The 12075-nt window shown below is 52.6% G+C and carries 10 protein-coding genes and 1 pseudogene; 5 read left to right on the forward strand and 6 right to left on the reverse strand.

All coding sequences use genetic code 11. The annotated features are described in order from the left end of the window. The first annotated feature begins 354 nt into the window (after positions 1 to 354). Positions 355 to 1143 carry an SDR family NAD(P)-dependent oxidoreductase gene (locus KRAC_RS57150; RefSeq protein ID WP_007922735.1) on the forward strand — a complete coding sequence of 263 codons (789 nt, stop codon included), beginning with the start codon at positions 355 to 357 and terminating at the stop codon, positions 1141 to 1143. Positions 1144 to 1415: 272 nt separating this feature from the next. On the opposite strand, the gene KRAC_RS57155 is transcribed toward KRAC_RS57150, so the two are convergent. From KRAC_RS57155 to KRAC_RS57165, 3 genes and pseudogenes are all read right to left on the reverse strand, one after another. Continuing rightward, complete coding sequence (locus KRAC_RS57155) at positions 1416 to 2393, reverse strand: MFS transporter (RefSeq protein WP_007922743.1); 978 nt, start codon at positions 2391 to 2393, stop codon at positions 1416 to 1418. A gap of 1 nt (position 2394) precedes the next feature. Continuing rightward, a pseudogene (locus tag KRAC_RS57160) lies at positions 2395 to 3084 on the reverse strand (RNA-guided endonuclease TnpB family protein); the annotation flags it as partial. 58 nt (positions 3085 to 3142) lie between these two features. Continuing rightward, entirely contained in the window at positions 3143 to 3931 is a 789-nt protein-coding gene (locus KRAC_RS57165) for an IS5 family transposase (protein WP_007907679.1), read from the reverse strand. Positions 3932 to 4496: 565 nt separating this feature from the next. On the opposite strand from KRAC_RS57165, the gene KRAC_RS57170 reads away from it, so the two are divergent. From KRAC_RS57170 to KRAC_RS57185, 4 genes are all read left to right on the forward strand, one after another. After that, the gene (locus tag KRAC_RS57170; protein ID WP_007922744.1) at positions 4497 to 5360 is read left to right on the forward strand and encodes an alpha/beta fold hydrolase; all 864 of its coding nucleotides are present in this window, start codon (positions 4497 to 4499) and stop codon (positions 5358 to 5360) included. A gap of 128 nt (positions 5361 to 5488) precedes the next feature. Then, positions 5489 to 5701: a GNAT family N-acetyltransferase gene (locus KRAC_RS57175; protein WP_040448565.1), complete on the forward strand. Its 213-nt coding sequence runs from the start codon at positions 5489 to 5491 to the stop codon at positions 5699 to 5701. Positions 5702 to 5749: 48 nt separating this feature from the next. Further along, positions 5750 to 7492, forward strand: a complete 1743-nt coding sequence (locus KRAC_RS57180; RefSeq protein WP_007922745.1) for a M3 family oligoendopeptidase — start codon at positions 5750 to 5752, stop codon at positions 7490 to 7492. A 283-nt stretch (positions 7493 to 7775) separates the two neighbouring features. Further along, entirely contained in the window at positions 7776 to 9311 is a 1536-nt protein-coding gene (locus tag KRAC_RS57185; protein ID WP_007922746.1) for an RNA-guided endonuclease TnpB family protein, read from the forward strand. A 311-nt stretch (positions 9312 to 9622) separates the two neighbouring features. On the opposite strand, the gene KRAC_RS57195 is transcribed toward KRAC_RS57185, so the two are convergent. The 3 genes from KRAC_RS57195 to KRAC_RS57205 form a co-directional block, all read right to left on the reverse strand. Beyond that, positions 9623 to 10078, reverse strand: a complete 456-nt coding sequence (locus KRAC_RS57195; RefSeq protein WP_244422636.1) for an SMI1/KNR4 family protein — start codon at positions 10076 to 10078, stop codon at positions 9623 to 9625. Between the two features lie 307 nt (positions 10079 to 10385). Next, positions 10386 to 10583, reverse strand: coding sequence for a hypothetical protein (locus KRAC_RS57200; RefSeq protein ID WP_007922750.1), 198 nt, complete (start codon positions 10581 to 10583; stop codon positions 10386 to 10388). 682 nt (positions 10584 to 11265) lie between these two features. Further along, positions 11266 to 11787 (reverse strand): flavoprotein, encoded by a 522-nt coding sequence (locus KRAC_RS57205; protein ID WP_007922753.1) that lies wholly within the window; start codon positions 11785 to 11787, stop codon positions 11266 to 11268. Positions 11788 to 12075: the final 288 nt, after the last annotated feature.

The raw sequence follows: 12075 nt of genomic DNA on the forward strand, positions 1-12075 counted from the left end.
ATGAGCCGATGGCTTCGTCTCCTGGTCTTTTGGGGAGTTCGAAAATACCAAATTCTTGTATTATATAAATAGTATAATTATTCATTCAAATGCGCCTTTCTTTAAGACGAACTTTGGCTTTACACTTCCTATCGCGTGAGGGAAAGAGCGACAGTGCGTTGTTGACTTTGTCCTCTATAATGAATCTTTGAAGAGGAAAAGGAACGCATCCCAAAAATGCGGAAGCGGTCTCGCAGTTCTTTCTCAAAACCTTCACGGCGTCTCATACATAGCAGCAAGCCACGAATCCTCAACGTGGACAAAAACGCTGCCTATCCCAGAGCAAGCATTCAATGAAAAGAGAGGAAGCCACATATGGAACAGTCTGTAAAAGGACAGGTCGCTATTGTCACCGGCGCTGGACAGGGTATCGGTCGCGCCATAGCGTTGCGCTTGAGTCAGGATGGGATGAAGGTTGTCCTGGCAGACCTGCAAGGCGATGCCGTTGCACGAGTTGCCGATGAAATTCGTGCGAACGGAGGCGAGGCGATTGCTCTTTCACTGAACATCCTGCACGCTGAAGACCGCCAGCGTATGATCGAGTCAGCACTTTCGACCTTTCACCGTCTTGATGCACTGGTCAACAACGCGGGCGTTCAGCGCATCGCCTTACCACTTGATGTAAACGAGGAACATTGGGATCACATCATGGATGTCAACGCAAAGGCCACCTATTTCTGTTGCCAGCTGGCCCTCAAATATATGATAGAACAGAAGAATAGCGGGCGCATCGTCAATATAGCCTCTATTGCCGGGAAGATGGCCAGCACGACCTATCATCCCATTTATAATGCCAGCAAGGCGGCGGTACTGGCAATCACGAAAACGCTGGCCATATATGCAGCAAAGTACGGAGTGCGTGTCAACGCGGTCTGTCCAGGCATGATTGAAACATCGATGCAGGATATGGTGGACCATGAAATCGCCCGTATAACGGGACAGGCACCGGCCGAGATACACGTCGAACGCAACGCCCGTATTCCACTGGGCTACATGGGCGATGGAGCCGACGTCGCCGCGATCGTCTCATTCCTGGTTGGCCCGGACTCGCATTATATGACCGGCCAGGCCTTGAATGCCGATGGTGGCGTTCTCACCTATTAGACGTGTCGAGAAAAGATCTCCCACACATGGTCAAGCTGAAACGGTCAAACAAACGGATGGGACTCCTTTTGTGGACTCCATCAGTCATTAGTATTTTTGGGCTAGCAGCTTGTCGGAGAGAAGAAAGCCCTCCTCGTCTGTAAACCACAATACTCTAGAGTCTGCCCACGGATTGCGCAACCCGTGGGCAGACTCTAGGTGAAGGATGAGATCACCTTATTCAGATCCATTTGTACTCAAGAGTCGGATAAGCCGCTGCGTGAGACTGTTGCCTACTCTATCTCGCGATTGCCGCGTAAGAGCAGCAGCAAGCTGTTCAGCACCACCATCATCAGCCCACCGAGCAGGAAGACCGAGGTCGGGCCGAATTGGTCGCTGAGCCAACCAGCGAGCACGTAGCCAACAGGGAGCATGCCGAGCGCGCCGAGCTGATCAACGCTGACGACGCGGCCCAGCTTCTTGTTGGGGACCAATTCGTAAAGCAGGTTGACCCAGATCATATCCATGGTACTCATGCCGAAGCCAACGCCACAAGCGGCGGGCAGCACAACAAAGACGAGTATGTTCTGTGCAATGGGCAGACTGAACACAAGCAGAGCTAAACCGCTGAGAACGTAGGCGAGGAAAGCGATGATGCCGCGATGGCGCAAGCGCACCTGGCCGACAAAGATGGCCCCGCCTATGCCTCCGATGGCAGCGCTGGTGGTAATCGCGGCCAGGAGCCAGGGGCCGCTTTTATACACGGCGAAAACCAGCCTGGGTAGCGCAACGGACATGGCTCCTGTATACGCCACAAGGCCGAAAGTGGCAGCGAGAAGCGACCCGCACAGCCAGGTCGAGTTGAGGATGGTGCGAAAACCATCGCGCATATCCAGAAACATCCCTCGTGGCCTATTGGCCGACGTAGTGGCAGGCGAGTGCCCGGTACGTGGCAACGAGCGTAGCGCCAGGAGTGAGCAGACAGAGACAACAAAGGTGAGCCCGTCGAAGGCGAAGGCCGCGCTCGCAGAACCGTTGGCCAGCGCGATCAAACCCGCACCTAGCAGCGGACCAAGGAAGTTTCCAAATTGTAAGCTGAGTGCGGTCAGTGCGTTAGCTGAGGAGAGATGGTCTTTTTCAACCAGATCCGGGGTGATGGCGCGATACGCCGGATTGAAGATGGAGCGGCAGAGGCCAAAGAGCACCGCCAGCACAAAAAGATGCCACACCTGAAGCAGATGCAGCCAGACCAGGACCGCGATAGCCAGCACTGTCAGGGCACGCCCACTGTGTCTGGGCGGTGGTGAGTTGCTCTACGACTTTGGCGGGAGTCTCGAAGGTCTTTTCGATGGGAGTATGCAGCCACCAGCGATCCCTGATGCGCACCAGGGAAGGGCTCCCCATCTCGAACCCTTCGGGCAGGTCGCGTGAGAACGTGTGAACCTTGAGCCAGGACCAGCAGGAACCGGTCCAGACCTTGAGCACGAGAGAGTGATGATGGCGCTCACGAAAGATGCCCGCATAGAAGGGAGCCGACTTGTTCCATGATCGGGGCGGGACTGGTGGTCGCTCCTTGAATGGCTTCTTCTTCCCTCCCGATCTCGTCTGTTTGGCTTCGTGTTTCTCCTTCCGTGCTCGCCATGTTTTGAGGGAGGAGGAAAATGCGCGGGCCGAACCAAGGGCCGCATTGATGGCGGCACGTCTGAACATCGCCGGGATATCTGGCGCGAGATCGGTGAGTGGCATGATTGGATGGGGGTTCGCACCCGTTGCATGCGTGAGTTTCTCCAGGGCTGTGAGGGCCTCCTTATTTTTGAGGGCAAGAAGACCTTCGTGTGCCTGGATACAGTCGAAATAAAAGGCCACGACGCGATTGAAGAGGACCTGGTTTGCCACGAAGTAGGCAGCATACTGCGGCGGATAGTGCAACGCCTGCCTGATGGTTTTCGTGGCTTTTGCCATGTTCAGGACCTCCTCTCACACAATAGATGGTATCTCTCTTAGAACTTGTTTGTAAAGGTCATTTTCTTGCCAAGCGTCGGATCATCAAGCGAGTCATAGCAATGTAGATCATAGCTTCGCTGCTTTCTGTCAGCGTTTCATAGTCCTTACTCAAGCGACGACATTGGGTGATCCAGGCAAAGGTTCGTTCGACCACCCACCGCCTGGGCAGGACAACAAAGCCTTTCTGATCATCGCTACGTAGCACGGGCTGGAGAAGAAAGTGAAAATGCAGCATCACCCATTCGAGCAGATGACCGCGATAGCCACCATCGACCCAGATGCGCCGGAGCTTTTTGCAAGCCCCACCCAGGCGCTTGAGCAGAAGTTTGGCTCCTGCCGCGTCGGACATTGAGGCTGCCGTGACCACAACGGCCATGAGCAAGCCTAACGTATCAACCAGGATATGGCGCTTGCGACCCTTGACGTGTTTGCCTGCGTCATAGCCACGGATACCAGGCCCCTGTGTCGTTTTCACGCTTTGACTGTCCAGGGCACCTGCGGTTGGATGCTTGTGACGGCCAACTCGTCGACGAACCTGAGCACGCAGTGTCTCATGAATTCGGAGCCACGTCCCATCGCGACGAAACGCGCGAAAGTACACATACGCGCTTTGCCAGGCGGGATACTCTTTGGGCAGCATACGCCATTGGCATCCTGTCACGACCACGTAGAGGATCGCGTTGATGACGGCTCGCATGGGTAGGGTTCTGGGTCTTCCTCCCGGCTTGGCCGCTGGGATCAACTCTTTGATACAATACCATTGGGCATCCGTCAGATCTGTGGGATAGATTTGGTTTGCTTTCATATCCCAAGTGTATCTCACCTGACTGGTTGCCCCTTTTCAAACAGGCTCTTAGAGAATACTCTGCTGATGTGAAATTGTCAAACATATGTTCTATTAATACTATGCTTGACAAGGGCTCAAGCCCAATAACACGCCTCACCACGGTCGAAAGAACCGTGGCTTGCGGCGGGCTAAAGCCCTATCCTGTCAGCAGGGTCAACAGACGATCATGCAGAGGATAGATCAGGTTAAGGGAACTGTATCCATGCCGAAGCATTCCGTCAGCCAAGACCCGGAACGAACAGAAAACATTTCACGAAATGAACCAACAGCATAATATCCCATCACCTTAAGGATGAGAAATACAAAATTTTGGTATTATATTATTTATATAATCTTCCATCTAAATTGAAATATTCTCTTGAAGAGGTCGCACATTCATCAGGTTACCTCTAGAAGAGAACCCTCGTGACACGCCGGCGTGTCACGGGGGGTCTCTTCTAGAGGTAATGGTATAGTTACAAGGAACAAGAACAGCGTTTTATGAAGGTAGGCAATCCAACATGTAGAAAGGCCTGGTAGCTTAATGCAGATATGCGAGACCATCAATGCATCTGGCTGCTCGCTTTGGACAACCCATCAAGGAAAAGGACCCGCACTTGTATGTTGCCACGGAGGGCCTGGCTTGTGGGATTATCTTGCCCCTGTGGCAGAAATGGTTGATGACCTGGCCACGGTCTATCGCTACGACCAACGCGCTTGTGGTCGATCAACTGGTGAACCTTCCTACGGCGTAGCCACCGCTGTCGCAGACCTTGAGGCCTTACGGGTTCATTGGAACCTTCCCCAGTGGATCATCCTGGGACATTCCTGGGGAGCCACACTGGCACTTGCCTATTGCCTCGCACATCCTTCCCGGGCCTCGGCATTAATCTACCTCTCTGGAACGGGAATTGATGCCTCGTGGAAGGTGGAATATCATCGCAATCAAGGGGCACTGCTCACTCCTTTCGAACAGCAGGAACTGACCGACCTACGCGCACAACTCTCCGTTGCGCAAGGAGCCGAGTTTGATGCAGTTGAGCGAGCATACTGTGAATTATCCTGGTCCACGGATATTGCTGACCGCTCACGCCCCCGGGAACTCGCTCGGCAGCTCTTTGTGGACGGTTTGCATATCAATTTCCAGGTCAACCGGGTTCTCGGGAAAGACGGCGATCGTTTTACCCAGCAACCAACAATGGCTGATCAGGTTGCCGCCTCGCCCATACCGACCATGATCATTCAAGGGGCGTGCGATCCACGCCCTGCCAGGGTGGCTCAACACCTTGCTCAATGCATGCCATCTGCCAACTATGTGGAGCTTCCCGATGTTGGGCATCTCCCATGGATAGAACGACCAAGCCTCCTGAGAAACGTTCTCCGGCCATTTCTTCAGCGGCTCTCGTAGAGCAGCAGACAAATGTGCCTCATCCTAGCACCATCCATAGCAACACGTCTGGTGAACGTGCGCGGCAAAGGTTCGGTACTGCTAGAACGCTGCCAAGATATTCTTCTAGAAAGCTGGAAATATTTTTTATGACGAATCAGGATCTCTTTGCTCTCGCTCCAACCCTGGAGACAGCGCGCTTGCGGTTACGACAAATAACTCTTGGAGATACAGATGCTATTTTTGCATTTCAATCAGATCCAGAAGTTCTGCGTTATTACCGTTCAGAGGCATTTACTCGTTTGGAACAAACACAAGAATATCTACAACGAGCTTTGGATACACCAACAGAAGCAATGTAATCATGCTTTATGCCTGTACATCCGCGAGTTTACAGAAAGGGACAATCTATGGATATTCCGCTTCCCCTCTCCAGCGAGTCTTTTGAACAGTTAAGTTGGTCAAAAATAAAACCCTGGTACGATGAATTAATAGCCACAACGCTCTCATCCGAAACTGTGCCGTTGTGGCTCTCACAGTGGTCACACTTGAGTGAACTGGTCGATGAGACCCTCGCTCGACTGGAAATAGCGTGTACGCAAGATACTGGAGATCAGGAGGCAGTACAGCGCAAAGAACGCTTCCTGAACAATATTGCGCTTCCTGTGCAATCGTATGACCAGCAGATCAAAGAGCAGTTGCTCGCGAGCGGACTCACTCCCGAGGGATATGTGATCCCCCTGCGTAATCTGCGCACGGAGGCAATGCTATTTCATGAAGCCAACCTGCCACTCCTCAATGAAGAGGAGACCCTCAGTAGCGAATATCTGCAAGTGAATGGAGCGCAAATGGTTCCCTGGGGAGACAACCAGGTGAGCATCGCCTCGTTACGACCGGTGTTGTTGGATCCAGAGAGGCAGCGGCGTGAAATGGCCTGGCGCAGAATGAATGAACGTCAACAAGCGGATCGAGAACGGCTACACAGACTCTGGGTGAAAGGAATACAATTACGGCAGAAGATCGCACACAATGCGGGTTTCGATACCTATCGGGACTACCGCTGGCAACAGTTATTTCGTTTTGACTACACCCCGGCCGATTGCAAGAGGTTTCATGAAGCAGTTGAAGAGGTGATCGTACCAGCTGCCAGCCGCATCTGGGAGAAGAGGCGGAAGCAGCTAGGAGTCGACAGCTTACGTCCCTGGGATATTTCGGTTGATCCGCAAGGAAACACTCCTCCGCGCATCTTCTCTGATATGGATATAGTCCTCCAGAAGTGTACGACCGCGTTCGGGTTCATTGATCCGCATCTGCAATCCTACTTTACGACCATGATCCGGGAGGGCCTCTGCGACTTGGAGGAGCGCCCACGCAAAGCGAACCGAGGGTACAACATGCATCTGGAAGTCCGTCGTCGCCCCTTCATTTTTGGCCAGGTGAAATCGATGTGGGATCTGGTGACTGTGTTTCATGAAGCAGGACATGCTTTTCAGGTCTTTGAGATGAGTCATCTCCCCTCTATCCATCAGCGAAAGGAAAGTTTTCTCCCATTGGAGTTCGCTGAAGTGGCTTCAACGAGTATGGAGCTGATCGCAGTGATGTATCTGCACCGAGCAGGATTCTGCACACCGGCTGAAGAAACACGGCTCCGCATACAACATTTAGAGCGATTTGTGGCACAACTGTTCCCGCTTGCCGTTCGCGGGGATGCCTTCCAACACTGGGTCTACGAGAACCCTGAGCGGGCCATGGAGCAGGGCGCATGTAATCAGAAATGGGAAGAACTCTCTCTTCGGTATGTTCCTGACATTGATTGGAGCGGCCTGGATGTGGAGAGGGGGTCTGAATGGCAGCAAGTACGACATTTTTATGGGTGGCCATTCTATTATATCGAGTACGCCTTTGCAGCTTTGGGTGCGCTCCAGGTCTGGAACAACTATCTGCGTGATCCACACACTTCGCTCCAACAGTATCGTTACGCACTTTCTTTGGGAGCTACCAGGACCGTTCCAGAGCTTTTCGAGGCTGCTGGAGTGAAGTTTGCCTTTGATGCAACTACCCTCAATGGGATGCTTCAACCGATGATGCAAACCATTGAGAAACTGGAGTCTGAGGAGAATCAACGGACAACGCATCAGGAAAAAACGGAGTGATCTCCAGAAAACACCTGTAAACCAGCACAACTGTTCAGCTAGCTAGACAAGCATTTTTTAACTGTTTGGCCGCCTCAGCAATCCAATTGACCAGGGTGTCTTCTGAGAGATGACACAACGGGCTTTAGCCCGCCGCAAGCTGCGCCGTTTCAACGGCGGCAGTGAGGCGTGCCCCGGCTTTAGCCCTTGCAGAGCACAATAGAGAACATATGTTTGACAACTCCAACGGATTGCAGTATACTCTAAAAGAGACACAATATATTTTGAGAGAAAAGCACTAAAAATGGTAAAAGCCACGAAAACAATCAGACAAGCATTGCAGTATCCGCCTCAGTCAGCCCACTCCTTCGCGGAGAATCAGGCGCTCTACAATCGTGTCGTGGCCTTCTACTTTGAGGTCATCCAGGCCCATGAGGGCATCCTCTCTCTCAAGAACAAGGAGGCCCTCACCTCCCTGGAGAAACTCACCCATGCGACGGAGAAGAGCCCCCATCCCATTCTGCCACTCTCCGACATCGCCCCGGATATCCCCGCGATGTTCCGGCGCGCCGCCATCAATGCGGCCCTTGGCTCTGCTCGCGCCTTTTTCTCCTCGCTCAAAAAGTGGCGAGCACGCAAAGAGAAGCACGAGGCCAAACCATGCAAAAAGGGCAAGAAGAAGCAGCCGTTCAGGGAGCGGCCACCAGTCCCGCCGCGCACCTGGAACAAGTCGGCCTCCTTCTACGCGGGCTTGTGGAAAGAACGCTCTCAGCACTCCATCATGCTCAGAGTGTGGACTGGCTCGTGCTGGTCCTGGCTCAAAATTGGTGCGCTTTCTCGCGATATTCCCGAGGGGTACGCAATAGGGAGCCCGCAACTGGTTCGCAAGGGCAAGAGCTGGTGGTTGCATACTCCCATCGAGAAAACGTTGGAGGCCCCCGCCAACGTTGTTGAACAGATAGCATCCAAAGAGACACGTATCTGCGCGGTCGATTTGAACCTCGACCAGCATGTAGCTGTGTGTACCGTCCAGGCAGTCGAAGGCACCATCCTGGCTACTTCCTTCATTGGAAATGGCACAGCGGTATCGGGCTTTAGGAAGAGGCTGCTCGGACGCATTGCGCACAACCGATCTCAGACTGGTATCATTGCCCAAGGGGAACAGGACAATGCTGATCTGTGGCGCAAGATCAGGCACGTCGATGAGCACATCGCGCACCAAGTGAGCGCCCGCATTGTCCAGTTCGCCATCAAGCAGCAAGCAAGCATACTGGTCTTCGAGCATCTAGGCACCCTGCGCCCGCAAAAAGGCACGTATTCGCGCCGCAGCAACAGGAAACGCGCCTACTGGATGAAAGGGCGCATCTTCAAGTATGTGAAGTACAAGGCGTGGAATGCACGTGGCATCATCACGTGCCGCGTCAATCCGCGCAATACGAGCCGGGAATGCCATCGCTGTCACGCGCCCGTCATTCGCTACAACGAGGGCGAGCCGGTTGAGGGATACACGCCCGGCGCGGCGCTTTGCCTGTGCCCACAATGCCAGATGCGCGACCATGCCGACCGCAATGCCAGTCTGAGAATCGGGCAGCGCTTGATCGAGCGCTACCAAGAACCGTTGAAGGAAAAGCCTCATGCTCGTTCGCGATGTGCGATGAGGGGGTCGAAAGACCCAGGTGTTGGGATCTCTCAGGATGCCGAACGCGAAGGGCAACCATCTCTTGCTCAAGCAAGGCAAGGGGATCACGCCAACGGGCCTGGCACCGCCCAGGGGGGATTGCGCCGGATGGGTGCGCGCCTCTCAGATATGGCTACCACACTACGCCTCCATTTTGAGTAGTCCCTACGGGACATGTCTCACGGAGGCGCTTACGGAGCCGTGTCAGAAGCTGCTGGGCTTTAGCCCATGCGGAGTGTCACAGTGACACAGATCGTTAAGTGCCTCACAGGTTCATTCCAGGGGCAACAACTGAAATTGGGAGAGATACGCTGCCAACGATTGGACCTGAGGGCCATATTGAGCAGGAGCATCCCCCCTTGGAGGAAAGCTTCCAATTGTTCGATCCTGACAGGCCGGACAGCAGATTTCTTCGATCCTGTGTTCCTGCACCAGCAAGCGCAATTCTGGCAAATCGTGCATGGGAACGACTATCAATCCTTCTGATGGCTATCGAGCCAACTCAAGAACAGATACCACCAGTCCTTCCCCTTCTCTCCCTCTGGGTTAAAGAGGTCTGTCAAAAAAGCTTCCACCGAAGGGGCCAGAGGAGGTTCCCAATCGCCCCCATCAAACTGGAATGCTCTTACCTGATCGGTAGCAGCGTCCCAGACAACTGGACAACCACCCCCATCTTCAGCGAGAACCACATGTCGTTCTGGAAGCAGCACATCTCCACGTGTATCCCAATCGCTCAGGAGTTGGAACCACTTACGATTCTGCTCAACAAGTTGGGAAAGGGAAACCCAACGGAACCAGTTGAAATATCCCCCATCACAGAGACGATAGAAATCTTGTAGAGCCTGACAGGTTGGAAGATGAGAAGGCCAGTGATCAAAAGAAGGAGGATAAATAGCCCAAGCTATAAATTCCACTTGTTGTTGAGCCAAAGGTGCAATGCTGCTCTCCTGGGCTATCCATTGCTGAATGACATGTCTCCAATCTCTCATAGAGAACGACTCCGCATCTCTTCATTTCTCGCATGTACTAACGGCAGTGTATTATTGCACGCAGATGTCAATGACATATCCCTTTCGTTAGCAAATCCTCTCAAATACTGGACATTTTGCCTCAGCAGTTTATCACCTTTTAAGAGCGTTGCCAACGTATTCTAACCTTCCAAAAACGACTCACTCTTCGGCTAAAAATGTGCCAACCTCGGGCTAAACTACCATCTATCGTAGGGAACCTGAGTAGTTACAAATTGGCATCATTCGGGCCAATGAAGGCCATTCCATTGTAAATCGTTGGCAAGACATCCATGCTAAGGCCCGTGGCATAACTCCTAAGATCGCTCTCGGCCTCGGCCCTGGGTCGCTGAGGACTCGAGAAAACCAGCAGAGCAATGAGCAGCGTCAAAATCAACATTCGCAAGTAGACAGGTTCCATTGCCATCGAAACGAGGCATCTATGTGCATAAAGCAACATCTCTTTTGCAGGTACATATCCAGCCAGGCAACTATATAGGCAATAATTACTGGTTAAACGCCCTTCAGCCAGTCTTTTTTGCGTATAAAAACGTAGTTTGGGTTTACCCAACACCTGGGCACAGAAGCGACCATTGATAGCACACGCCAGGAACCCATGATCTGCCAACGAACGCCCGGCTGATTACCTCTCTCCCAGAAGAGATGAGGCACCCCACCAGCAGGAGAAATGCAGACGTTCCTCACACAACACAACATTTCTCTGAGTATGTTTCTCTTAAGAGCGCTGTAGCTGGAGGAATTAACAAACGTTACACAGGTTTGCTGAACGAAAATCTACAAATAATAGAATACAAATTTTGGTAATTTTGCCAAAAAATTGGGGAGCAGAGTATTGCCTTCGTTCACGAAGGTGTCCACTCGTTCAAAGCCAATTGCACGGTTGCGAATATCCTCCTTGGTTGACGCATATATACGAGGAAGTCGCACGAATTCTATGACCTGCTCTATCTGCTGAATATTGGATACTTATCTCATATGCCCTTTGTCTGATGAAGCAGATGTTCTCGCATGAAGAGACCAGTTAGCGGCTGTGTCCGGAGAGACATCAAACAACTCCTATAGAGTAGTCGCATGAAAAGTGCATCTTGCTATTCTGCTGCTTGATTTAGTCTTTCAAGAATCTGTTCCCAGGGGACAATCTTTGGAGCGGGATAGTTGTCGGGATCATAGAGAATGTGAACGCCGCATTCTCGAAGCAGGGTCAGGCTACGACCAAAGGCTGGGTGCCGTGAGTACGGACCTGTAATACAAGGAGCAGCTACGATAGGAAGCCCCAGGCCAAGCCCCTTACAGAGCTGGCTCAAGAGGAGATTGTCTGCATTCCCTTGCGCCCATTTCGTCGTAGTGTTGAGCGTCATTGGTGCAATGACCATTGCGGTCACCTTTGGCCAGATGTCAGCCGTCCCTATCGTTTTGTATTCACTTCTGACGGGATGACCTGAAAGCTGCTCGAGCACAGGAATATTCATGAATTTTGTTGCCTGAGGCGTTGCCAGGATGCATACATCCCACCCGTCTTCTTTCGCCAGTGGAACAAAGTCCTGGGCCTGCTGTGCTGGAGGAGAAGCACAGACAGCGTAATAGAGCACACCCTTTTTCTGTTGAGACATACGTTTCCGATCTCCTCAAGCGTTGTGTGGTGATGACGAACAATCGGTGTGAGACAATGCCCAAGCGAGGGCTCAATGCAGTTCACTAGCTGTTCACGGTGCTGGATGGATGCTTGCTGATTCATAAGCGATGTGTTGCTGCTACCTTTCTCATACTCGAACGTGAGCGAACCCACCCTCAAGCGGTCAGTTCTTCCTGCTTCATCGTCGATAGCCAGCGCACGGGAACCTTTGGATCAGCCCTCCCGTTTCGGTCTCACATCAACTCCCCAGGCATTTTACGTCCGG

The organism is Ktedonobacter racemifer DSM 44963, from assembly GCF_000178855.1.
In the GTDB taxonomy this organism is placed as follows: domain Bacteria; phylum Chloroflexota; class Ktedonobacteria; order Ktedonobacterales; family Ktedonobacteraceae; genus Ktedonobacter; species Ktedonobacter racemifer.